Genomic DNA, 23,551 nt, shown 5'->3' with positions numbered 1-23,551 from the left:
AGCGGCCTTTTTCTTTCGCAATGGATTTCATTTACCCATTAGCCTAGTTGTTCAAATAGCAAACCTGCTTAGGTTAAATAAGGCTAAGTTAAGTAAGGCTAAGCTAAGTGAGCTTATGCCTGATAAGACTTAGCGCAAAATCTTCATAGGCTGCAACCGTTTCACTTCCCACCCATATACAGTCGATGCTGGCGGGGTCACTCAATTTAAGCCCCAGAGCGTCAAGATAGTAGGCGCCATTAACCACAAAGAACTGCTTTTTGTAGGGCAACAACACCATCTGTGGTGATTGCTTTAAAAAAGCCTGCGCCTCATCAAAACCGCTGAACCAGTGATTGAGCAAGCTATCGCAGCGCCTGCTATGGAATAGGGTACCTAAGTCTTCACCGATTTGTGCTTGACCCGATAACACTCTTTGACAGTGATTAAAATCAGTAAAACCGAGCTCACGAGCCAATAGGCTTTGGCAATGCTTAAGCTGAATATCCTGCTGGGTTAAACCTTGCTTATTCATCAAGGGGGCAAGTTTATCTAGCGCCACAGCATCGCCAGCTTGGCAGGCTTTAAGGTGCTTTTTAGCGAGGATTTTAACTTCGGTTAAGGCGCGTGGTGCTGGGGTAATTTGTTGTATCACAAACAATTCTCCTAAGTTTTATTGGCATCTCCGCTAAGCCAAACCTAATCAATTGTTGTGTCATACGTGTGATGCGAACATCGAGATATGAGTCAGAGTGATGTCATCTTCTGCGGATAGGCGTCTCTGCAACCTGGCGCCATTATTCGACTTCTTCATGCTCGAGTCAAGCTCAGCACTGCTTCTACCTTCCTTATGCTTCATCCCCTAAATCGTTACATGCTCAGCCTTAATGTTAAAAATTTTATCACTCAATAACTAAAATCATATTGTATTACTATTGAGCTGTAGTAATATTGTAGTACTAAATAATATTCACTCTACCTGCGTAAACCGGATCGGACGCAGATAAAATGTACGGGGATGCAAATGTCGAATGTTTTAGGGGCTTACGCGTTAGGGCTTGATTACGGCTCAGATTCAGTACGCGCGTTATTGGTGGATACCCAAACGGGCGCAGAAGTAGCAACAAATGTGGTGTACTACCCACGTTGGAAGAAGGGGCTTTTTTGCGATCCTGCCAAGAATCAATTTAGACAACATCCCCTCGATTACATCGAAAGCCTTATCGAGGTAGTACAAGGACTCTGGGCAAAAGCTCCCAGTGGCGCCGCGCAAAGAGTCTGCGGTTTGAGTGTTGATACCACAGGTTCAACCCCGATTGCAGTTGATGAATCCGGTGTTGCTTTAGCCTTAAAACCTGAGTTTGCGAGTAATCCCAATGCCATGTTTTTGCTTTGGAAAGATCACAGCGCCATTCTCGAAGCCCAGCAAATTACCGCTGCGGCAAACAATTCAAGTGAAAATTACCTGAAATATGAAGGGGGAATTTATTCCTCAGAATGGTTTTGGGCGAAAGCGCTATTCGTACTGCGTCACGACACAGAAGTCAGACAAGCGGCCTATAGCTGGATCGAACACTGTGATTGGATCACCGCATTAATGACAGGCACCACACATCCAAAAGTCTTTAAGGCAGGGCGCTGCGCCGCCGGTCACAAAGTGATGTGGCATGAGTCATGGAATGGTTATCCGCCGAATGACTTTTTCGTTGGTATCGACCCCTTACTCGATGGATTGAGAGACAAGTTACCGCTTGAAACCTGCACATCTGACAAAGTTTGCGGCCAGCTAACACCAGAGTGGGCACAGCATTTAGGACTATCGACCGAGGTTATCGTGTCTTTTGGCTCATTTGACTGCCACGCAGGCGCCGTTGGAGCCAATGTTAAACCTGGTGTCTTAACCAAGGTGATGGGGACTTCAACCTGCGACATTACGGTCGCCAGTTATGAAGATATTGGTGAGCGTTGTATCAAAGGCATTTGCGGTCAAGTGGATGGCTCAGTATTGCCCGGGATGATAGGGCTGGAAGCGGGTCAGTCTGCCTTTGGCGATCTCTACGCTTGGTTTAGGGATCTCACTGCATGGCCGATGCAACAGCTTGACACATCAGCCTTATTTGATGACAACACCAAGGCCAAACTCATTCAGCAACTCGAATCTGAAACTCTGACAATGTTAGGCAATGCGGCCGCGAAAATCCCCGTTGGCGAGACAGGTATTGTCGCGCTCGATTGGATTAACGGACGTCGCACGCCCGATGCCGACCAATCTGTTGCCATGGCTATCACAGGATTAACCATGGGCAGCCAAGCACCGCAAGTCTTCAAAGCTTTAGTGGAAGCCAGTGCCTATGGCGCACGGGCCATTATCGAGCGTTTCAAACAAGAAGGCGTTTGCATTGACCATGTGGTCACCATTGGTGGGATCTCGAAAAAATCCGACTTCATTATGCAAACCTGCGCCGATGTGTGGAATTGCAACATCGACGTACTCGAGAGCGAGCAAAGCTGTGCCCTAGGCGCCGCTATTTATGCTGCAACTGCAGCCGGGGTTTATCCGAATGTGCTAAGTGCCCAAGCTGCCATGGCCTCAAACGTTGCGAAAACCTATCAGCCAAATCCTGAAAACGCAGAGAAATATCAAGCGCTTTACCAAGGGTACTTAGCCCTTGGCCACTATGTTGATGGAGCGAAATAAGATGTCTTTTTTAGAGCTAAAACGCGAAGTATACGAAGCCAACATGGAGCTTGAGAAACGCAAACTGGTGACTTACACCTTCGGCAACGTTTCACAAATTGACCGCCAACTCGGCGTGATTGGTATCAAGCCCAGCGGTGTGCCCTATGAAGATTTGAAGGTTGAAGACATTGTGATTGTTGACCTTGAGAATCAAATCGTAGAAGGGCGCATGCGTCCTTCATCCGATACCAAGACACACACCTATTTGTATCGCCAGTGGCAGAGTATTGGTGGCATTACCCATACCCATTCAACCTATGCCACCGCCTGGGCGCAAGCGCAGATAGCGATTCCCTGCTTAGGCACGACACAAGCCGATTATGTGTATGGTGAAATCCCATGCACAGCAGTGATGCGCAACGATCAGATCAGTCGCGACTACGAAGAAGAAACCGGCGTGCAGATCCTCGATTGTTTCGCCGACCGAGATCCCAACGAGTCACCCATGGTGATAGTGGCAGGCCATGCACCGTTCACTTGGGGCGCGAATGCGGCTAAATCTGTGTACCACGCCGTGTTGCTCGAAGAAATCGCTCGGATGGCGTATCTCACCAAAACCTTATCACCAGGTATTAGTCAGTTAAAACAAGAGCTTATTGATAAGCATTATTTGCGTAAGCATGGAAAAGACGCTTATTACGGCCAAAGCAAGTAATTGCCAGTCGGGTCTCATTTCAAACTAGAGAGAGTAATATGAAAGCCTTCAAACAAAAACAAGTGTGGTTTATCACGGGTTCGCAGGATTTATACGGCCCGAAAGTATTAGAGCAAGTCGCTAAAAACAGTGAGCAAATTGTTCATGGCTTTAATGAATCATCCGCCATTTCCATCGAAGTGGTGTATAAGCCAACCGTCAAATCTCCACGGGAAATTCACGCCGTATGCCAAGCGGCCAACAGCGATGAAAACTGTGTTGGCGTTATTCTGTGGATGCACACTTTCTCTCCCGCCAAGATGTGGATTGCTGGTCTTAATGAATTAAGCAAGCCATTCATGCACTTACACACTCAGTTCAATGCCGAGCTCCCTTGGAGCGAAATCAACATGAACTACATGAACACCCACCAAAGTGCTCACGGTTGCCGCGAATTTGGTTTTATCGGCACTCGTATGCGTAAAGAGCGCAAAGTGGTTGTAGGTCACTGGCAATCGAGCGATGTACAGGCACAAATCGATGATTGGTGCCGCGCGGCGGCGGGTTGGCACGAGAGCCAAAACCTGCGTATCGCCCGCTTTGGCGACAACATGCGTCAAGTGGCCGTGACCGAAGGCGACAAAGTTGCCGCACAAATTCAATTCGGTTACGAAGTGCACGCCTACAGCTTAGGTGAACTCAATGAGGCGATTGCAGCCATTGCCGAAAGCGATGTGACTGCACAGCTCGACCGTTACGCCAGCGAATACCAAGTGGGTAACGAGCTATTTGGCGATGAATACCAATTAGACCGTTTAAGAAAAGAAGCCAAGATTGAACTCGGCTTAACCCAATTCTTAACCCAAGGTGGATTTGGTGCCTTTACCAACTGCTTTGAAAACCTCACCGGTATGACAGGATTACCGGGACTGGCTACCCAACGTCTGATGGCGAACGGTTTCGGTTACGGCGGCGAAGGCGACTGGAAAACGGCTGCCATGGTGCGCATCATGAAGGTGATGGGCCAAGGCCGTGCCGGTGGTACTTCATTTATGGAAGACTACACCTATAACTTTGGGGCGACTGACCAAGTTCTTGGCGCCCACATGTTAGAAGTGTGCCCATCGATTGCTGCAGCAAAACCGCGTTTAGAAGTTCACCGCCACACCATTGGTGTGCGTTGTGACGTGCCACGTCTGTTATTCACAGGTAAAGCGGGCCCAGCAATCAACGTATCGACTATCGATTTAGGCAACCGTTTCCGTATCATTCTTAATGAATTAGATACAGTAACGCCACCACAGGATCTGCCAAATCTGCCTGTCGCGTCTGCGCTGTGGGAGCCTCGTCCGAATTTAGCGGTTGCCGCCGCTGCTTGGATCCACGCCGGTGGGGCTCACCACTCAGCTTACAGCCAAGCCATCACGACGGATCAGATTGTCGACTTTGCTGAAATGGCCGGTGCTGAACTGGTTATCATCGATGCCGACACTAAGATCCGCGAGTTTAAGAATGAGCTTCGCCAAAATTCCGTTTATTACGGTTTAGCAAGAGGTTTATAATTCTCGCGCAGCAATAAAGCCGCCTTCGGGCGGCTTTCATTTTTCTGGCACCATTCATTTCATAGGGTTAACACAGATGTATACAGAATTTGACGGCATTATCTTCGATATGGATGGCACCTTAGTCGACAGCGGTCAGTTGCATGAGCAGGCATGGCGACAAACCTTGAATCACTTTGGGATCCCGGTAGAGCCTGCACTGATGCGCTCGTTAGCGGGCGTGCCCACCATTGGCACCTTAGAGATTTTGATCGCCCATTTTGGCGTCACGCCAACGGCCAGTTATGAGGCCATGAACGAGTATAAAGAAGCCCTAGTGCGCGACACTATGCATTTATATGTGAAACCGACAGCATTAGCCGAATTTGCCAAGCAGAATCAGGGCAAACGCCCAATGGCAGTCGGCACAGGCGCCTACACAGAGGAAGCAATTCAAATCTTGACCCTATGTGGATTGTTGGAATTAGTCGATTATGTGGTGGGCGCCGACCAAGTCGCGTCACCCAAACCTGCGCCCGATACCTTTTTACGCCGCGCCGAACTGATGGGCATAGCGCCTGAGCGCTGTATCGTATTTGAAGATGCGAAGGCGGGCATCCAAGCCGCCGAAGCTGCGGGGATGTTTGTGGTCGATGTACATGCCGAATTACAGATTGAAAATGACTATTTCCTAGGCACTCGGTAGCCGTTGCGAGCTTGTCCAATCACTGGCTAAAACGCAAAATTAGGCTTTACAATGTAAAAGTTTGGGGTAAGGTAGGGACAGTAAGTTTGAGGAAATTCCCATAAATTCTTAGCGTTAACAAAATTTTTATTACCTTTATCAGGAAAGGTAGTATCATAACATTTGTTTATCAGCGTTAAGCACCTTATCCAGCTGATTGGATTGAGCACAGAGATTGAGAGTTAAAGAGGGCACTATGGCAAATCAGGCAAATAACCGTCCGCAGAATATCCATAACTGGGTGGCAAGCGAATTAGGTTCTCGCATTGTGGGCGGCTTTTATGCGCCAGGTGAATATATCCCTAATGAAAATGCTATCTGTGAAGAGCTGGAAGTGTCACGCACCTCCTTAAGGGAAGCCTTTAAGGTGCTCACGGCAAAAGGGCTTATTGAATCTCGTCCTAAACTTGGCACCCGCATTCGTGAGCGTCGCCACTGGAATATGTTCGATCCGGTGATCTTAAACTGGTTTTCCCAATCTAAACCTTCGCCCGAGTTTTACACTTCTCTCTATGAAATCCGTGAAGTGTTTGAACCCGCAGCAACGGAACTGGCGGCGAAAAAACGCACCCCTGAGCAGCTTGAGGTGATTGCGGCGGCTTATGCCAAGATGGAAGCGGCCGAATTAGGTACAGATGAAGTCTATACCTCGGATATCGATTTCCACATGGCGATTTTAGATGCGACCAATAACGAGTTTATGGTGTCCCTCGGCGTGTCGATCCAATCTGCGCTGCTCGAAATCTTTAGACTCAGTAGCACAATTCAGGATGACTTTATCCAATCACTCCCAGGCCATAAGGCCATTTATACTGCGATTGCCGCAGGAGACAGTGAAGGCGCGAAAGCCGAGATGAATAAATTACTCTCAACGTCTCAAGATACAGTGCATAAAAATATTGAGCGTAAATAACGAGTTATTCATTTTGAACGCACTCTACCCATAAAAAAGGTGAACTTAGGTTCACCTTTTTTACTTTGGCGCGAGCAAAAAATAGGATTACTGCGGCTCGCTAATGCCTTCGCTCGTCATATGAATGCGCTGTAGGGTGCCATCGGCATTGTAATGCAGCGGGTCAATTGCCACTGAACGTCTAAACTCACCGCCACCATCCTGCGATGCGCCGGTATGGTAGATAAAGTAGGATTTACCTTTAAATTCAATAATCGCTTGATGGTTTGTCGGCGAGTTGCCCGCCACTTCATTTAAGATGCCTTGGTACTTCCACGGCCCCTGAATGCTATCACTGGTCGCATAGGCAATTTTTTCAGGGAAGCCTGAAGCGTATGAAAGATAATAAGTTTTATCTTTTTTATGTACCCAAAGCGCTTCGGTGAAGTTAGGGACATCAATGGCGTGTATTGGGCCATCGAGTTCAATCATATTGGGTTTTAACTTGGCAAATCTTGGCTTAGTGTTGCCCCAAAACAGATAGGCTTGCTTGTCATCATCGATAAAGACAGCAGGATCGATATCATCCCAATCAATCTCGGTATCTGTGGTCATGTCATTGGTGATAAGGGCGCTGCCGCGGGCATCCTTGAAGGGGCCAAGTGGACTATCTGCAACCGCGACACCAATAGCAAAACCATTGATTTTGTTGTGCCTTGCCGTTACATACCAGTAAAACTTACCTTCTTTTTCGATCACATGGCTAGCCCATGCATCTCCTTTAGCCCAGCTGAAATCTTTCACAGATAACTTGCTGCCATGGGCCGTCCAATTGTGCATATCCTTAGAGCTAAAAACGAGCCAATTATGCATTTCGAAGAAGGTGCGATTGTCCTTTGCAACGTCATGGCCAGTATAAAGATAGACAGTATCTTGGTGCACTATGGCGGCAGGATCGGCGGTAAATACATCCGTAAACAGAGGGTTAGCAGCAATCGCTGCAGTGCTGACACTCGTACTCAATGCCAAACACACACTCAAAAATGCCTTTTTCATACTTCCTCTATTGTTTTTTGATATTTTGGTATTATAGTAATACCAATACTTTTACGTGCTAGCAATATTAAAGTACAAATTGTTAACTCAGGGCATTAGGTTCGTCCGTTTGTTTTATGTTGAGTGTTACTCAATCGTTCGGGCAGGGCATGTGCCTTGGAAGACGAAGGTGTCATATGAATAATAAAAAACCGAAAACACTTCGTTCGGCTAGTTGGTTTGGTAGTGATGACAAAAATGGCTTTATGTATCGCAGTTGGATGAAAAACCAAGGCATACCCGAGCATCACTTTCAAAATAAGCCTGTGATTGGTATTTGCAATACCTGGTCAGAATTGACGCCCTGTAATGGTCATCTACGGGAATTGGCGCAAAGAGTAAAGAATGGCATTCGGGAAGCGGGTGGCATTCCAGTGGAGTTTCCAGTGTTTTCGAATGGCGAGTCCAATTTACGCCCAAGCGCCATGCTTACCCGTAACCTTGCGGCCATGGACACGGAAGAAGCCATTCGTGGCAACCCCATCGACGGTGTTGTGCTGTTAGTGGGCTGCGATAAAACGACTCCGGCTTTATTGATGGGCGCGGCCAGTTGTGATTTACCGACAATCGTTGTTACCGGTGGTCCCATGCTCAATGGTAAGCATAAGGGCAAGGATGTCGGTTCGGGCACACTCGTGTGGGAACTGCATCAAGAATATAAAGCGGGCAACATCAGTCTCGCCGCATTTATGAATGCCGAAGCGGATATGTCACGCTCAACGGGCACCTGCAACACTATGGGCACAGCATCGACCATGGCCTGTATGGTGGAAACCCTTGGGGTGAGTTTGCCACACAATGCAGCTATTCCTGCGGTGGATTCTCGCCGCCAAGTATTGGCGCATATGTCGGGAATGCGAATTGTGGAGATGGTCAAAGAGGATTTGACCTTAAGTAAAATTTTAAGCCGTGATGCTTTTATTAATGCCATCAAAGTCAATGCTGCCATTGGTGGTTCAACCAACGCCGTTATCCATTTAAAGGCGATTGCCGGCAGGATAGGGGTAGAGCTGTCACTCGATGACTGGCGCCATGGTTACACTGTACCGACCATAGTGAATCTTAAGCCTTCGGGTCAGTACTTAATGGAAGACTTTTACTACGCAGGTGGCCTGCCAGCAGTATTAAGGCAGCTGTTTGAACATGATTTACTGAGCAAAAACACGCTCACAGTCAATGCCGCTAGCCTCTGGGACAATGTCAAAGAGGCGCCTTGTTATAACCAAGAGGTGATTATGTCACTTGAAAATCCCTTGGTTGAAAATGGTGGCATTCGCGTACTGCGCGGCAATCTCGCGCCTCGCGGCGCAGTAATCAAACCCTCCGCCGCCAGCGCGCACCTGATGCGACACCGTGGCAAAGCGGTTGTGTTTGAAAGTTTTGATGATTACAACGCCCGCATTGGTGATCCTGAACTGGAGATAGATGAAACCAGTATAATGGTGCTTAAAAACTGTGGTCCTAAGGGATATCCGGGCATGGCCGAGGTCGGCAATATGGGACTTCCACCTAAGCTGTTGAAAAAAGGAATTAAAGACATGGTGAGGATCTCTGATGCGCGCATGAGTGGCACCGCCTTTGGTACCGTTGTTCTCCATGTTGCGCCAGAAGCACAAGCCCTTGGGCCGCTCGCCGCAGTACAAAATGGTGACATGATTGAACTGGATACTTTTGCAGGAAAGTTACAGCTGGAGATCAGCGACCAAGAGTTACAGGCGCGCCTAGCAAAACTCGCGGCGGTGAAATCCATTCCAATCAATGGCGGCTATCTCTCGCTCTTTAAAGACCATGTGCTCCAAGCGGATGAGGGATGTGATTTTGATTTTCTCGTGGGATGTCGAGGTGCAGAGATACCCGCACATTCCCATTAAATATGAACTCGTTTTCTTTTATAATGAAACCAAATAATTATTTTAATAAAAGGTTGAGTTATGAAGTTGACTAATCAATACCCGAGTTTACAAGGTAAGACCATTTTTATCAGTGGCGGTGGTACGGGTATTGGGGCTTGCTTAGTACGGTCTTTTTTAGAGCAGGGCGCTAAGGTGGCATTTGTCGACATTTTAGTTGAGGAGTCGACTCAACTTGTCACAGGCCTTAAGCAGACTCAGCCTGACGCCAGTGTGAAATTTTATCACTGTGATCTTGTCGATGTAGTTGCGCTTAAAAGCGTCATTGCACAGGTTGAAGACGATTTAGGCCCTATCTCAGTATTGATTAACAATGCCGCGTGCGATGAAAGGCATAGCATAGATGAAGTCACGCCAGAATATTGGGACCAATGCTTAAATACCAATTTGCGGCACTACTTTTTTGCCGTACAAGCGGTCAGGCCGCAAATGCAGCGGCTCGGCGGGGGTTCTGTTATCAACTTTGGATCTATGAGTTGGCACAATCGTCAAGCGGGAATGGCGGGATATACGGCCTCAAAAGCTGGTGTCATGGGCTTAACTCGAGGTTTAGCCGCCGATTTAGGCAAAGATAAAATCCGGATTAATACCTTAACGCCGGGTTGGGTGATGACAAAACGTCAACTCACACACTGGGTAGATAAAGATACGGCAAAACATATCGAAAATAACCAATGTATTAAAGAATATGTAATGCCCGAAGATATTGCTGCTATGGCGTTATTTTTAGCAGCAGATGATAGCAAACTCTGCACCGCACAAAATTTTATTGTCGATGGTGGTTGGATTTAAATATCACAATAAAATTTCAGTTCATTGAATAATGAGGTGAGTGCTGAGTTTATTTTTAAATAAAAGGTAAAGCACTCACCATGCAACTCTCCGTCTCTAAAAAAAATGTAAAACATGCCGCATTTGCGGATGAATTACAATTAGTCACGCTTGCCAATAGCCACGGGCTTGAAGTGGTTCTATCAAATTACGGCGCTAGCATTTGGTCGGTAAAACTTTATGGCAAAGATGAGCAACCTATTTCATTAAGTCTTGGCTATCAAGATATTAAAGATTGGGCGACTAATCCGTATTATTTTGGTATTACCGCCGGCCGTGTCGCAAATCGTATTGGTAAAGCACAATTTCCTTTAGCAGGTAAAACGATTCAATTAGTCGCCAACGAAGGCAATAACCAACTTCACGGCGGACCTAAAGGATTAAGCCATTGCACTTGGCAGGTTGAGACTTTGCAGGACAGTGACAGAGTGGCGGCGGTTTTCAGCATTACCAGTCCCGATGGCGATCAAGGATTTCCGGGTAATCTTGCCATTAAGCTAGAATACCGCCTCAATGAAAACAATGAATTAACCCTGAACTATCAAGCCGTTTGCGATCAAACCACCCCCGTCTGTTTAACCAATCATGCTTACTGGAATCTTGCCTCCAACAAACAGCAAGGCATTTTAGGGCACGAACTCTCCATTCAAGCCAGTCATTTCCTGGCGCTCGATAATGAACAGATCCCAACAGGCGAATTAATCCTAGTCGACAATGGCGCCTACGATTTTAAACAACCAAAGGCTATTGCCACGGATATTAAGCAATTAGCTAATGGTTATGATCATTATTTTGTGATGGATAGAAATCCTGACAATAAAAACAGTTTGCAGACTACTGCGGTATTAAAAGATCCGCTTTCTGGCCGAGAACTCGAAATTAGCACCACAGAAGTTGGCGTGCAATTTTACAGTGGCAACTTTCTCGATGGCAGCCATATTGACGATGAAGGTTATAGCATTAATCAATTCCATGGGCTCTGTTTAGAAACCCACGGTTATCCGAATGCGGTCAATATTGACCATTTTCCGAGTGTGATGCTTGAAGCAAATACTCAATATCAACAAATTACGGTACATAAGTTTAAGAATATTTAATTCAATCAAGGCGAAATAATATTTATACGAGTTAGCCTGCTGATTTTAGCAGGCTGGTGATCTCTGTTACCTAAAATTATAAAGGGAATAATAATGAAACATAATAAAATCATTACCGCATTGGGATTATGGGCTGTGAGTGCAACTTGTGCCTACGCCACTACGGTGGGCTTTTCACAGGTTGGATCCGAGAGTGGTTGGCGAACGAGCTTCAGTGAAGCTGTTAAAGCTGAGGCCAAACAGCGGGGTATCGATTTAAAATTTGCCGACGCTCAGCAAAAACAAGAAAACCAAATCAAAGCCGTGCGTAGCTTTATCGCCCAAGGCGTGGATGCCATTATTATCGCGCCTGTAGTGGAAACAGGCTGGAAGCCAGTGCTGAGAGAAGCGAAACGCGCCAACATCCCTGTAGTGATAGTAGACCGTAATATCAAGGTCGATGATGATTCCCTATTCCTCACCCGTATCGCCTCCGACTTTACCGAAGAAGGCCGCAAGATTGGCCAATGGCTCATGGATAAAACCCAAGGCAACTGCGATATCGCCGAATTACAGGGCACAGTCGGGGCAACCGCAGCGATTGATCGCGCCACAGGTTTTAACCAAGTGATTGCCAATTATCCCAATGCCAAGATTGTTCGCAGCCAAACCGGCGAATTTACCCGTGCTAAGGGTAAAGAAGTGATGGAAGGTTTCCTCAAGGCACAAAACGGTCAGCCACTGTGCGCCGTTTGGGCGCATAACGATGAAATGGCTCTGGGTGCCGTGCAAGCCATTAAAGAAGCGGGTTTAAAACCGGGCAAAGATATTCTGATCATCTCCGTGGACGGTGTCCCCGATTACTTTAAGGCCATGGCCGATGGTGATGTCAATGCCACGGTTGAGCTTAGCCCATACTTAGGCGGCCCAGCATTTGATGCGATTGATGCGTACCTGAAGGGTAACAAGGAACAGCCTAAGCTTATCAGCACCACGGGTGACGTATTTACCCAAGAAACCGCTGCCGCCGAGTACGAAAAGCGTCGCCAGCAATAGTCAGATTGACGCTTTCTTGGGGAATAGCTATGAGCCTTATTTTAGAACTCAAGCAGATCAGTAAGCACTATCCGGGCGTAAAAGCCCTTGAGGATGTGAGTTTGCGGTTATTTGCGGGGGAAGTTCACGCCCTGCTCGGCGAAAACGGTGCGGGTAAATCGACGCTGGTCAAAGTGATGACAGGCGCCCAGTCAAAAGATATGGGCGACATCCTCTTTCTTGGTGAGCCGCAACATTTCAACACACCAATGGATGCGCAAAAGGCGGGGATCAGCACGGTTTATCAGGAGGTGAACTTAGTGCCTAACCTGACCGTGGCACAAAATTTGTTCCTCGGTTACGAACCGCGCCGTCTTGGGCTGATCCATTTTAAAAAAATGTATGCCGACGCGCGGGCCGTGTTAACCCAGTTCAAGCTGGATATCGATGTTAGCGCGCCGCTGTCGGACTATTCCATCGCGGTGCAACAACTCATTGCCATCGCCCGCGGTGTTGCCATGTCGGCCAAGGTATTAGTGCTCGATGAGCCTACGGCAAGCTTAGATGCCACAGAAGTCCAAGTGCTATTTGGGATCTTAAACCAGCTCAAAGCCAAGGGTGTGGCCATCGTCTTTATCACTCACTTCCTCGATCAGGTTTACCAGATAAGCGATCGCATTACCGTGCTGCGTAACGGACGTTTTATTGGCGAATATCTTACGGCCGAGCTGCCACAACCTAAGCTGATTGAAGCCATGCTCGGGCGTTCTTTGCAGGAGCAATTGGTCGATAAGCAGGAAAAGGAACGCACGGTTGCCAGCGCCGATGCGGTGTTGTTATCCCTTGAAGGTGTGTCGGTAAAAGGCTCGATTCAATCGATGAATCTTACCGTACCTAAGGGGCAGGCGGTCGGACTTGCGGGTCTTTTAGGATCGGGGCGCAGCGAAGTCTGCAACGCCGTATTTGGGCTGGATTTAGTCGATAGCGGCAGTATTCATTTGGCGGGCCAGAAACTCAAGCTGTCGCAACCCGTGGATGCGATCAGCGCCGGGATAGCCCTGTGCCCTGAAGATCGTAAGATTGACGGCATTATCGGCCCTTTGTCTATCCGTGAAAACATCATACTCGCGCTGCAGGCGCGTATCGGTTGGTGGCGTTATTTATCTAAAGCTCGGCAGCAGGAAATTGCCCAGTTCTTTATCGATAAATTACAGATTGCGACACCGGACGCAGATAAACCCATAGAGCAATTAAGTGGCGGTAATCAGCAAAAGGTGATCCTCGCGCGTTGGTTAGCCATAGAGCCGATTTTATTGGTACTGGATGAGCCGACCCGTGGCATCGATATTGGTGCCCACGCTGAAATCGTCAAGCTTATCAGAAGCCTGTGTGATGAAGGCATGTCACTATTGGTCGCATCGTCCGAGCTTGATGAGCTTGTGGCCTTTTCAAATAAAGTCGTGGTGCTACGCGACAGATATGCAGTACGTGAACTTTCAGGCGCGGAATTAACCTCGCAGCACGTCATGCAAGCGATTGCGGAGGGATAAATGAAAAGCTCAGCCGAAACCCTATCATCCACACGCATATCCGCCGATTTGATCTCACCCCAGATGAATGCATCTGAGGCGCATTCATCTGAGCGGCAACCGCGGATGCAGGAAAGTCATAAGACCATGGTGAAAGAAAAAAACGCCCGTTACCAAGCGGGCAAGTCGACCTCCATTGGTCGATACCTCTGGCCACTATTGGCCTTAACTATTCTGTTACTGGCCAATCTGTTTATTGACAGCAGTTTCTTCAATATCAGCTATCAAGACGACAGACTCTATGGCTCCTTGATTGATATTTTAAATCGCAGTGCACCCGTGGCGCTGCTCTCAATTGGTATGAGTCTCGTTATTGCCACTGGCGGAATCGACCTGTCGGTTGGTGCCGTGATGGCGATTGCGGGCGCGGTTTGCGCCAATCTACTGTTAGTGCCGGATATTAGCTTAGTCACCGTTATCGCAGCAGGCTTGATCGTTGGGCTCTTAGCTGGCTGTATTAATGGCGGTCTGGTGAGTTTCTTAGGCATTCAACCAATTGTCGCGACCTTGCTGCTCATGGTGGCAGGGCGCGGTGTCGCTCAGCTTATCAACCAAGGGCAAATTATCACCTTCCAGCACCCAGGCTTTGCCGCCATTGGCGTGGGCCAGTTTTTAGGCCTGCCGATGCCAGTGTGGATTGTGATTGGGATGCTAACCTTCAGCCAATTACTGCTGCGTAAAACCGCTTTAGGGCTTTTTATCGAAGCGGTTGGCTGTAATGCCAAGGCGAGTCGTTACCTTGGGATCAACGATAAATCCATCAAACTGTTTGCCTATGGCATTGCGGGTCTGTGCGCGGCGTTGGCCGGCATGATCAGCACCGCCGATATTCAAGGCTCAGATGCGAATAATGCCGGGCTTTGGCTTGAGCTCGATGCGGTGCTCGCCGTCGTGATTGGCGGCGCTGCGCTCACGGGCGGGCGTTTCTCCTTGATTCTGTCGGTCGTCGGCGCGCTGATCATTCAAACCTTAGCGACGACCATTATCGTCAGTGGTTTACCTGCTAAGTTTAACCTGTTGATCAAGGCCATCGTTATCCTGACCGTGCTGCTGTTGCAATCGGCTAAATTTAGGCGCCAATTGTCGGCGCTGTTCACATCCAAGCGCGAAGCGGATGCCAAACCAGCAGAAAAGGGCACAAGTGCAAAAGCCAGTACTGCAACAGGAGAAAAACTATGATAGCAAGACGTTTTATCCCGCTGTGGATCACCGCCTCATTGCTGCTGACCATGTTTTTGGTCGGCACCTTTCAGTTTGACGGTTTTGCCAGTGGCCGAGTAGTCACCAACCTGTTGCGTGACAATGCATTCCTATTGATCACCGCATTAGGCATGACCTTAGTGATTATCTCTGGTGGGATCGATCTCTCTGTTGGCGCCGTCATCGCCTTAAGTGGGGTCGTCACCAGTTTATTGATCACCGAGTATCAGTGGCATCCATTGTTAGCCTTTGCGGTTATCCTGCCCCTGGGCACTCTGTTTGGCGCACTCATGGGCACTATTATCCATGTGTATAAGTTGCAGCCATTTATTGTGACACTTGCGGGGATGTTTCTGGCGCGGGGCTTAGCGACGACGCTCAGCGAAGAGTCGATTGCCATTGACCATCCATTTTACGATGCGGTGGCCGAGATGAGCATTGCACTACCAGGCAATGGCGCGCTCGATTTAAGCTCGCTGATCTTTATCCTGTTCTTTGTGATTATCGCCGTGGTTATGCATTACACCCGTTTTGGTACGAATGTGTATGCCATTGGTGGCAATCAACATTCCGCCGAGCTGATGGGGATTTTCATCGCTAAAACCACCATCAGTATTTACGCCATCAGTAGCTTTCTGGCGACGCTGGCGGGCATTGTCTTTACCTTTTACACCTTTTCTGGCTATGCGCTTGGCGCCATTGGCGTCGAACTGGATGCCATTGCGGCCGTGGTCATTGGCGGCACCCTGTTAACTGGCGGCAGTGGCTTTGTGCTCGGCACTGTGCTCGGGGTGATTTTGATGGGAGTGATTCAAACCTATATTACCTTCGATGGCAGCTTAAGCAGTTGGTGGACCAAGATTGTCATTGGCCTGTTACTGTTCTTCTTCATCCTGTTACAGAAACTCTTGAATGGACGCAAAACACAACATGGATAATCGTCAACCTAACCTGTCGGTCTTTCGGCGCTTGCCTTTGACCTGTGGCTTACTCGCCGCATTGGCGCTGCCATTAGCGCAAGCTGTGCCTGTACTTGAGATTAGCCGCGCACAATCCCAAAGCGCCACGGCGCAAACCCTAGATGCGAATGCGCCCTTTATCGAGAGAAGGGCGGATCCTTGGGTCATCCGCGACGATGACGGCAGTTACTACTTTATTGCCTCGGTGCCTGAGTTTGACCGCATCGAACTTCGCCACGCCAAAACCATCGACGGTTTACGCCAAGCTACACCTAAAACCCTGTGGCACAAGCATGAAACTGGCCCCATGAGTATCGATATTTGGGCGCCTGAGCTGCACAAAATCGATGGTCGCTGGTATATCTATTTTGCGGCCAGCAATAAGGATGTACGTTTTCATAACCGCATGTTTGTTTTAGGACTCGAGGGCGACTCACCGATGACAGGCCAATGGCAAGAGCTTGGCAAGTTACAATCGGCACAGGATGCTTTCTCCCTCGATGCGACCAGCTTTAGCCTGAAGGGCGAGCGTTATTTTATTTGGGCGCAGCAGGACAAAGCCAAGCGTTACAACACCGGCTTAGTGATTGCCAAAATGCTATCGCCAACTCAACTCTCTGATAACGAAACCATTATCAGCGAGCCCTTATTGGATTGGGAACGTTTAGGCTTTAAAGTCAACGAAGGCGCCGCTGTGTTGGTTAAAAACGGTAAAGTCTTCGTGACCTATTCCGCCAGTGCCACGGATGACCGTTATGCCATGGGGCTGTTATGGGCCGATGAAAATGCCGATTTACTCAATCCTAAGAGTTGGCATAAATCGCCAAGCCCAGTCTTTACCACAGAGCCTAGCTTGAATCGTTTTGGTCCTGGCCATAATAGTTTTGTGCTGGCAGAGGATGGTAAAACCGAGCTGATGTTTTACCATGCTCGTAATTACCTTGAGCTGCAGGGGACACCATTGACCGACGGTAATAGACACACTTACTACCGCGCCATTCGCTGGTCGGAGGACGGTTTCCCAGTATTTGATAATCAGCACAGCGATAGCCAAACCTTTAATCAGCAAGACACGCAATCCCGCGAATAAGCGAAATGCGTTTAATAGACACGAACAGCACACTTAAGTAATCGAAATAGACAGGTTTTCCATGATAAGAGCAACAAACAGCCCCCTCGTCGAGCAGCGCGCCGATCCCTTTGTGTACCTACATAGCGACGGTTATTACTACTTTACGGGCTCTGTTCCGACCTACGATCGGATTGAACTGCGTAAATCCAAGACCTTAGACGGCTTGAAAGACGCCCAAACCTTCGATATCTGGTTTAAACACCAAAGCGGCCCAATGAGCCGCCACGTGTGGGCGCCCGAGATCCATTATCTCGACGGCAAATGGTACATCTACTTTGCGGCCAGCGAAGAGGAAAATATTTGGGCCTTACGCCCCTATGTGCTTGAGTGTCTAGGACAAGATCCATTAAATGATGAATGGATTGAACTTGGCATGATGCAGGCGGCCGAGGGTGATAATAAATCATTTATCGACTTTTCCTTAGATGCGACCATTTTCGAAAACAACGGTAAGCGCTACTTCTGCTGGGCGGAGAAAACCGGTGGACAATTTGCGGCATCCAACCTGTATCTTGCGGAAATGGCATCGCCCATCAAGTTAAAGACGGCGCAATTTATGCTCACCACCCCAGATTACGATTGGGAGCGCGTCGATTTTTGGGTTAACGAAGGGCCTGCTGTACTTAAACATCAGGGGAAAATCTTCATTACCTTCTCAGCCAGCGCGACAGGTGCTTGTTATTGCATGGGTTATATGGAAGCCGATGAGCATGCTGATCTGCTCGATCGTAACTCCTGGAAGAAAACCCGCCAGCCAGTGCTGTGCACGGATGTCGACAAACAAATCTTCGGCCCTGGTCATAACAGTTTCACCGTGGCAGAAGATGGTGTAACGCCCATCTGTGTTTACCATGCCCGTGATTATGAACATGCGGTGGGCGATCCTAGCGTGGTGCCAAAGACAGATACCCGTCCATTAGCGCAAATCATTAAAGATCCACTCTATGATCCCAATCGCCATGCGCGAACGTTAGCGGTGTCATTTGATGAGAGCGGGCGCCCCTTGTTCAACCTCTACTAATTCATTTGCCGCCATAAATGATGTGACACCCGCGGGGCATGCTTCAGCAGCCCCGCTTTTTTATGCCTGACTTAAGCGCTATTGCTTAGGTGAATAGCGATTTTTAGGCTCGCACGCACAACAAGCTATTCCAGTCGCTATTTCAATCACTTAACCGATTCAACCTTTGAACCTAATGATGTTATATTGCCGCGCGAGCATTCAGATGGTGGGCAGAAGTACTGCCTGCGTGTGGAAGTGAATATCAGTGATGATGATTTTGCCAAGTTCGAGGAGTAGGGAAATGGCGATAAACAAGGACAAACTTAGTGCAAATATTGAAGCAAGAATGGATGAGTTTGCTCAAGAACTCACCCAGGCACTTGCGAAATATTACGATTGGTGGCTGTCACAATATCCGGTGCAGACCCTCTACGGTTTTTGCCTATACAGTACGCCCTTAGTGGAATATTTAGGCGTCACCCTTTTCACCGAGGAAGGCCTGACGGCCGCCGCAGATCAATATCAAAACGATGATCGATTTCTGCATAAATCCCTCGCACAGCTTAAGCAAACGCTGCGCTGGTCGGCCTGTGACTCTCCACATCACAATGAAAATGAAGATATTTTAGAGGCGATTAACGACAAACTGCAATTGCTGCAAGAAGACGCTGAGGCGCTCGAGTCCGAAGAGGCATACGATGCTTACCTTAAAGCCTTGTACGCCATATTAGTCAGGGCGCTCAATGAGGTTAAAGCCATGCGCCCGCTAAACCCGCAGGCAATATTGTTCTCCGTTTGGTTTGGCGATCAAAGCGATGCTGATATCGATTATTTTGTTCAAAATTGTAATGATAAAGAGATTATCGCTAGTTTTTATCAGCAATGGCGCTGAATATTGCCAACAAAAATTTTCAACTCAATTGGCTTATTTCGTCTATTACCGACGAGGTCCCACTCAATATTGACTGAAATGCTGACTGAAATATTGACGGCTAGTGACTGTTATTTACGGCGAGTCGCATAGGGCCACCAGCAAACATTAGGTAGTGCCAAGCGCAGAAACTCTGGGTTAGGGGATAAAAACAAGGGAAAGCGTTTCACTTTCCCTTATCTGAATCAGTGTTTTAAGCCCGAGTGCCTACATGCGCTCGGGATGCTCGCTTACAGAGTCGAGCTTGGCTCACTTTTTAGTAGGCGCACCTCATATAAACCGCCAGCAATCGAGCCCGGTTTTGCCACAAATTTCACCCTGAAGGGCACAGTGCTATCCGAAAGCATGTCGGCGGGAATAGGGTAGTCTACGTCGTAAAATGTCGGCCCCTTATCGGCAGGCAGAGTGACTTCGGCAAGGCGTTTATCGTTGATCAAAATGTCGAAACGTCGCCCAGCATCCAAGCCAAAGTAAGTTAAGCGTAATATGGGTTGCGGTTCACCTTTGGCATCGAGTTGATAGCTAAACCAATCCTCGGCATGGCGCCAATGCCGATTACCATTAATGCCCGCTTCACTCTTTGATGCCTTAAAGAAATGATCCGACTCAGGTTGCTGCTCTCCGGGCTGCACACTATCTAAGGTTTGCGCCATCAGCTTGGCTTCCATCTGGGCTTTTTGAGCTAACTCTTGCTGTTTCTGTTGCCATTCATCAGGAGCACTCTGGCCAAAATACAAGGTATAGCGGCTGTCATGCAGGCGAAAGAAGGGGATCAGCGTGATGGGGCTCGCTTGATTTGTACGGGCTTTCCCCGTGGTAAATTGCAGCTGACTCATGGGCTCACGGCGGATATCGGTTAAAAAGCGGGTACCATCACTGATAAAAATCGGCGCCTGACTGGGTTCGCACATAGGGCCACTGGCAATATGCCCCATGCGACTGGCATCGCCGATAAAGTTTAAGGCTTCATTGGCGATAGGCGCCGTTTTTGCCGCTAACACAATTGGTCCATAAAGCACTGAGTAATTGGCGGTTTTATCGGGTAGCTGCTCAAGACTAATGTCCATGGGTAAGGTGATAGTCACGCTATCGCCCTTGCGCCACTGCCGTGTTAAGGGAATATATTGCCCTTGAGTCGGTGTAAACCTTTGCGGCTCGCCATTAATGCTCACGGTCACGTCACCCTTAGCCCATGTGGGATAGCGCAGATTGAGGGTAAAGTCCGCTTCCTGATGGATAATCATCTGCGAAGTATTGTCATCGGGAAACTGAGTTTTTTGGCTAAGGCTGATGCCCTTAGCTTTCCAGTTGACCTCGGAATCGACAAACAGGTTCACAAACAGATTGTTGTCCTCCTCGGCATAGATGAGCTCGCCGTATTTAGCATGGTTTTCAATGCCTGAGCCGACACAACACCACATACTTTCCTGCGCCGAGGAATAGACGCGGTAATGGTCTGGGCGCATTGGCGTAAAATACACTAGGCCGCCAGTTTGCGGATGCTGGGACGAGAGGATATGGTTGTAGAGCGCACGCTCGTAGTAATCGATATAACGTAAATCACGTTTGTTTTCATAGAGTAATTTAGACAGCTTCAGCATGTTGTAGGTATTGCAGGTCTCAGGGCCTTCGACCGAATCGAGCATACTGCTGAAGTCTTCGCTGGGATGAAAATGCTCGCGCACACTATTGCCACCAATGGAAACGGTGCGCTGGTGTACCACTTGCTGCCAAAAGTAATCGGCGCTCTCTAACCAGGCCTTGTTATGACTGAGCTCGGCAATACGTGCCACACCCACAATTTTAGGAATTTGTGTATTGGCATGTAGGCCCGTCAGTTTATCTTGATGCTGCAACAGGGGTTGTAACAGGCTTTGATCCGTATAGCGATTCGCAAGATTTAAGTATTTGTTTTGACCAGTAATGCTGTACACATCCGCTAAGGTTTCATTTAAGCCACCGTATTCAGTGCGCAGCATAAGCTGCAGCTGCTCATCAGTTAGATTGCGACTTAAATCCAGCATCCAATCGGCAAAACCGACGAGCATTTTCTTCGCCGTAGGATTTTGAGTATAAAGATAGGCATCCCGCAGGCCGGCAAATACCTTATGCAGGTTATACCAAGGCACCCATGATTGGTTGAGCGTAAACAGATCCGCTTCGATATGACCAGCGGCGACCTGCTGCCATAATTTGTCTCCATGGGGGACACCACCCACGTAACCATTGCCATGGGCCTGTTGACACTTTTCCAACTCGGCCACCATGTAGTTGAGTCGCTCAAGCACCGCCTGATCGCCCGTAGCAGCATACATAAGGGCCAATGCCGATAGATAATGCCCACCGATATGGCCATCGAGGCCCGTATTTTCCCAATTGGGGTAGTTGTCGGCGGTAGTCGCGATTCCCGCTTCCTTACGGTAAGGGGCCAGTAGTCGCTCGGGATCCATCGACATGATGTAAGCCAAATCGGTCTGCTGGGCATGCAGAAACGGCCCGGCTGTGAGGCGCACATCGTTTAGGGGAATGGGGGTAAGGCTAGCAAAACTTGGCTGGGATACGAATGGGCAAGTTAATGGCAATAACAGGCAAAGGCCAAACAATCGGGCAGTGTTCATCTTGGCTCCCTTTATTATACGGATTGGAGTTTTACGTTTGGATTAACTCAGTTTTTGCGTGATAAAAAAGCCCCTGGGTAGGGGCTTAGGGTGTTATCGCAGATAGATTACGCCGATACTTGAGGCGCTGCAGTCTTAGGCGTTACGGCCTCAGAGGCTTCAGAGCTAGAGGCTAGAGCCTTAGACGTCAGGTTGGCGTCCGTTTGGCTTGAATGGGCCTGCTCGGGTAAAGCCTGTTTGATTTCTTCATAAACGCGGTCAGAAATCTTGTATTTGAACATCAGTAAGCCCATCAGCGCGTGGAATGCGCCAGGGATCACCGTCAGCATTAACGAAATACCGGTCAACGCAAACTCGCTTTGGGTTTCACCGGGTTGATAGTTGAAGTAGGTCAGCAGCATACCCACCACAAATCCCGCCGCGCCCATACCCGCTTTTTGGGCGAATGAAATCCCGCCAAAAGCAAGGCCAGAGACCCTGTGGCCCGTTTTGACTGTGCCATAATCCACCGACTCTGAAATCACCGACCAGAAGACTGGCGCATGTAAATCCACCACGAATGAAATCGCAAAGTAGAGTACAAAGGCCAGCACTATGTCGCCCGGCTGCACGGCAAAGAACATGATGGCGCTTAAGATCCCAACCACGATTTGGCTATAGCGGAAGAGTTTTAGTTTGCAGTAACGCTTTGTGATCCAAGTTGAAGCGACCATGGCCAGAATCGCAGCGCCCACACCGGTCGACAGGAATGCCGAGAGCATTTTCGCATCGCCGCCCAAGTAATAGGTGGCGTAGTAGGCTGCTACCGAGCCGCGGATCACATAGCCAATGGTGCCAATCACACAAATCGCGACTAACACTAACCATTGATCGTTTTTGAACAATAATCGCAATTGCATGCCAACAGGCTTAGTTTCCACCTTGTAGGCCACGCGCTCTGTGGTAGTGAAAAAGCAGAATAAAAATAGTAGTGTCGCCATCAATGCCATCACGCCCATGGCTTTTTGATAGCCCGCGGCAATGTTCTCACCGCCCCAAGATGACGCCAACATAGGCACGATAATGGTCACTAAAAAGGCGGCAATCTTAGCGAAGAACAAACGATAACCGTTGGCGGATAACCGCTCTTTAGGATCGTCGGTGATCACGCTGATAATCGAAATATATGGAATAGTCACAGTGGTGAAGATGATAGTGACCAGAATATAGGTCGAATAGGCCCAGATAAGTTTGGCATTGTAATCCCAATCCGGGGTTGAGAAGGTTAAGAAGACCGAAATACCAAAGGGAATCGCCATAAACAGGAAGTAGGGACGATATCTTCCCCAGCGGGTCGTCACTTTATCGTTAATAATGCCCATTAAAGGATCAGTAATGGCATCGATAAGACGGACCAGCAGGAACAAAATCCCGACATCGGCGGGCTTTAACCCAAAAATATCGGTATAAAAGAAGGTAATAATTAACATCATTGACGAAATCACCACGTTAACGGCCATGTCCCCGGAGCCGTAACCGATCTTTTCAATGACTGACAATTTATGAGAACTCATCAGAAATCCTTATTATATTTATTATAAACAGTGAGTTATTGTGTTATTTTGCGATTTATCGCATCCGCAATGTTAACACATTTTTCTC

At 48.3% G+C, this 23,551-nt stretch carries 19 protein-coding genes; 15 read left to right on the top strand and 4 right to left on the bottom strand.

The annotated features are described in order from the left end of the window. Nucleotides 1–103: 103 nt before the first annotated feature. Nucleotides 104–634, bottom strand: coding sequence for a hypothetical protein (locus ACUZ8J_RS10650; protein ID WP_446693804.1), 531 nt, complete (start codon nt 632–634; stop codon nt 104–106). A gap of 369 nt (nt 635–1,003) precedes the next feature. Between ACUZ8J_RS10650 and ACUZ8J_RS10645 the strand changes: the two genes are divergently transcribed. The 5 genes from ACUZ8J_RS10645 to ACUZ8J_RS10625 all read left to right on the top strand — a co-directional run bounded on the left by ACUZ8J_RS10645 (nt 1,004) and on the right by ACUZ8J_RS10625 (nt 6,552). After that, a complete protein-coding gene (locus tag ACUZ8J_RS10645) occupies nt 1,004–2,677 on the top strand; it encodes a ribulokinase (RefSeq protein ID WP_446693803.1) in 1,674 nt (557 codons plus the stop codon). A 1-nt stretch (nt 2,678) separates the two neighbouring features. After that, nucleotides 2,679–3,374, top strand: a complete 696-nt coding sequence (locus ACUZ8J_RS10640) for an L-ribulose-5-phosphate 4-epimerase (protein ID WP_011626173.1) — start codon at nt 2,679–2,681, stop codon at nt 3,372–3,374. A gap of 38 nt (nt 3,375–3,412) precedes the next feature. Next, nucleotides 3,413–4,915, top strand: a complete 1,503-nt coding sequence (araA, locus tag ACUZ8J_RS10635) for an L-arabinose isomerase (RefSeq protein WP_446693802.1) — start codon at nt 3,413–3,415, stop codon at nt 4,913–4,915. Nucleotides 4,916–4,991: 76 nt separating this feature from the next. After that, nucleotides 4,992–5,600 (top strand): HAD family hydrolase, encoded by a 609-nt coding sequence (locus ACUZ8J_RS10630; protein WP_446693801.1) that lies wholly within the window; start codon nt 4,992–4,994, stop codon nt 5,598–5,600. Between the two features lie 235 nt (nt 5,601–5,835). After that, on the top strand, nt 5,836–6,552 hold the full coding sequence (locus tag ACUZ8J_RS10625) for a FadR/GntR family transcriptional regulator (protein ID WP_446693800.1): 717 nt from the start codon (nt 5,836–5,838) through the stop codon (nt 6,550–6,552). An 87-nt stretch (nt 6,553–6,639) separates the two neighbouring features. Here the strand turns inward: ACUZ8J_RS10625 and ACUZ8J_RS10620 are convergent, their stop codons facing one another. After that, complete coding sequence (locus ACUZ8J_RS10620) at nt 6,640–7,587, bottom strand: glycoside hydrolase family 43 protein (RefSeq protein ID WP_446693799.1); 948 nt, start codon at nt 7,585–7,587, stop codon at nt 6,640–6,642. A gap of 176 nt (nt 7,588–7,763) precedes the next feature. On the opposite strand from ACUZ8J_RS10620, the gene ACUZ8J_RS10615 reads away from it, so the two are divergent. The 10 genes from ACUZ8J_RS10615 (at nt 7,764) to ACUZ8J_RS10570 (ending at nt 19,253) form a co-directional block, all read left to right on the top strand. Next, nucleotides 7,764–9,497, top strand: coding sequence for an IlvD/Edd family dehydratase (locus tag ACUZ8J_RS10615; RefSeq protein ID WP_446693798.1), 1,734 nt, complete (start codon nt 7,764–7,766; stop codon nt 9,495–9,497). A 60-nt stretch (nt 9,498–9,557) separates the two neighbouring features. Then, nucleotides 9,558–10,328 (top strand): SDR family NAD(P)-dependent oxidoreductase, encoded by a 771-nt coding sequence (locus ACUZ8J_RS10610; protein ID WP_140907324.1) that lies wholly within the window; start codon nt 9,558–9,560, stop codon nt 10,326–10,328. Nucleotides 10,329–10,408: 80 nt separating this feature from the next. Further along, on the top strand, nt 10,409–11,464 hold the full coding sequence (locus tag ACUZ8J_RS10605; RefSeq protein ID WP_446693797.1) for an aldose epimerase family protein: 1,056 nt from the start codon (nt 10,409–10,411) through the stop codon (nt 11,462–11,464). Nucleotides 11,465–11,557: 93 nt separating this feature from the next. After that, nucleotides 11,558–12,499 carry an ABC transporter substrate-binding protein gene (locus ACUZ8J_RS10600; protein ID WP_446693796.1) on the top strand — a complete coding sequence of 314 codons (942 nt, stop codon included), beginning with the start codon at nt 11,558–11,560 and terminating at the stop codon, nt 12,497–12,499. Between the two features lie 29 nt (nt 12,500–12,528). Continuing rightward, entirely contained in the window at nt 12,529–14,028 is a 1,500-nt protein-coding gene (locus ACUZ8J_RS10595; RefSeq protein ID WP_282634311.1) for a sugar ABC transporter ATP-binding protein, read from the top strand. Then, on the top strand, nt 14,029–15,246 hold the full coding sequence (locus tag ACUZ8J_RS10590; protein WP_446693795.1) for an ABC transporter permease: 1,218 nt from the start codon (nt 14,029–14,031) through the stop codon (nt 15,244–15,246). It begins immediately after the preceding gene. Then, nucleotides 15,243–16,205 (top strand): galactofuranose ABC transporter, permease protein YjfF, encoded by a 963-nt coding sequence (gene yjfF / locus ACUZ8J_RS10585; RefSeq protein WP_446693794.1) that lies wholly within the window; start codon nt 15,243–15,245, stop codon nt 16,203–16,205. The genes ACUZ8J_RS10590 and yjfF overlap by 4 nt, the downstream gene beginning before the upstream one ends. Then, nucleotides 16,180–17,316: a glycoside hydrolase family 43 protein gene (locus ACUZ8J_RS10580; RefSeq protein WP_446693793.1), complete on the top strand. Its 1,137-nt coding sequence runs from the start codon at nt 16,180–16,182 to the stop codon at nt 17,314–17,316. Before yjfF ends, ACUZ8J_RS10580 begins: the two co-directional genes overlap by 26 nt. A 61-nt stretch (nt 17,317–17,377) precedes the next feature. Next, a complete protein-coding gene (locus ACUZ8J_RS10575; protein WP_011622757.1) occupies nt 17,378–18,379 on the top strand; it encodes a family 43 glycosylhydrolase in 1,002 nt (333 codons plus the stop codon). A gap of 283 nt (nt 18,380–18,662) precedes the next feature. Further along, nucleotides 18,663–19,253, top strand: a complete 591-nt coding sequence (locus tag ACUZ8J_RS10570) for a DUF4303 domain-containing protein (RefSeq protein ID WP_446693792.1) — start codon at nt 18,663–18,665, stop codon at nt 19,251–19,253. A 269-nt stretch (nt 19,254–19,522) separates the two neighbouring features. On the opposite strand, the gene ACUZ8J_RS10565 is transcribed toward ACUZ8J_RS10570, so the two are convergent. Then, nucleotides 19,523–21,910 (bottom strand): beta-L-arabinofuranosidase domain-containing protein, encoded by a 2,388-nt coding sequence (locus ACUZ8J_RS10565; protein ID WP_446693791.1) that lies wholly within the window; start codon nt 21,908–21,910, stop codon nt 19,523–19,525. Between the two features lie 107 nt (nt 21,911–22,017). Next, a complete protein-coding gene (locus ACUZ8J_RS10560) occupies nt 22,018–23,463 on the bottom strand; it encodes an MFS transporter (protein ID WP_086904285.1) in 1,446 nt (481 codons plus the stop codon). Between the last annotated feature and the right edge of the window lie 88 nt (nt 23,464–23,551).

The organism is Shewanella sp. Koi 1 (assembly GCF_052907445.1).
Note: the sequence above shows the minus strand (reverse complement) of the source record. Positions and strands in the feature narration are given on the sequence as shown.

What these genes read in the sequence shown, in the direction of transcription:
- ACUZ8J_RS10645 (WP_446693803.1), top strand. Translation starts at nt 1,004, where the DNA reads ATGTCGAATGTTTTAGGGGCTTACGCGTTAGGGCTTGATTACGGCTCA.
- ACUZ8J_RS10640 (WP_011626173.1), top strand. Translation starts at nt 2,679, where the DNA reads ATGTCTTTTTTAGAGCTAAAACGCGAAGTATACGAAGCCAACATGGAG.
- araA (WP_446693802.1), top strand. Translation starts at nt 3,413, where the DNA reads ATGAAAGCCTTCAAACAAAAACAAGTGTGGTTTATCACGGGTTCGCAG.
- ACUZ8J_RS10630 (WP_446693801.1), top strand. Translation starts at nt 4,992, where the DNA reads ATGTATACAGAATTTGACGGCATTATCTTCGATATGGATGGCACCTTA.
- ACUZ8J_RS10625 (WP_446693800.1), top strand. Translation starts at nt 5,836, where the DNA reads ATGGCAAATCAGGCAAATAACCGTCCGCAGAATATCCATAACTGGGTG.
- ACUZ8J_RS10620 (WP_446693799.1), bottom strand. Translation starts at nt 7,587, where the DNA reads ATGAAAAAGGCATTTTTGAGTGTGTGTTTGGCATTGAGTACGAGTGTC.
- ACUZ8J_RS10615 (WP_446693798.1), top strand. Translation starts at nt 7,764, where the DNA reads ATGAATAATAAAAAACCGAAAACACTTCGTTCGGCTAGTTGGTTTGGT.
- ACUZ8J_RS10610 (WP_140907324.1), top strand. Translation starts at nt 9,558, where the DNA reads ATGAAGTTGACTAATCAATACCCGAGTTTACAAGGTAAGACCATTTTT.
- ACUZ8J_RS10605 (WP_446693797.1), top strand. Translation starts at nt 10,409, where the DNA reads ATGCAACTCTCCGTCTCTAAAAAAAATGTAAAACATGCCGCATTTGCG.
- ACUZ8J_RS10600 (WP_446693796.1), top strand. Translation starts at nt 11,558, where the DNA reads ATGAAACATAATAAAATCATTACCGCATTGGGATTATGGGCTGTGAGT.
- ACUZ8J_RS10595 (WP_282634311.1), top strand. Translation starts at nt 12,529, where the DNA reads ATGAGCCTTATTTTAGAACTCAAGCAGATCAGTAAGCACTATCCGGGC.
- ACUZ8J_RS10590 (WP_446693795.1), top strand. Translation starts at nt 14,029, where the DNA reads ATGAAAAGCTCAGCCGAAACCCTATCATCCACACGCATATCCGCCGAT.
- yjfF (WP_446693794.1), top strand. Translation starts at nt 15,243, where the DNA reads ATGATAGCAAGACGTTTTATCCCGCTGTGGATCACCGCCTCATTGCTG.
- ACUZ8J_RS10580 (WP_446693793.1), top strand. Translation starts at nt 16,180, where the DNA reads ATGGACGCAAAACACAACATGGATAATCGTCAACCTAACCTGTCGGTC.
- ACUZ8J_RS10575 (WP_011622757.1), top strand. Translation starts at nt 17,378, where the DNA reads ATGATAAGAGCAACAAACAGCCCCCTCGTCGAGCAGCGCGCCGATCCC.
- ACUZ8J_RS10570 (WP_446693792.1), top strand. Translation starts at nt 18,663, where the DNA reads ATGGCGATAAACAAGGACAAACTTAGTGCAAATATTGAAGCAAGAATG.
- ACUZ8J_RS10565 (WP_446693791.1), bottom strand. Translation starts at nt 21,910, where the DNA reads ATGAACACTGCCCGATTGTTTGGCCTTTGCCTGTTATTGCCATTAACT.
- ACUZ8J_RS10560 (WP_086904285.1), bottom strand. Translation starts at nt 23,463, where the DNA reads ATGAGTTCTCATAAATTGTCAGTCATTGAAAAGATCGGTTACGGCTCC.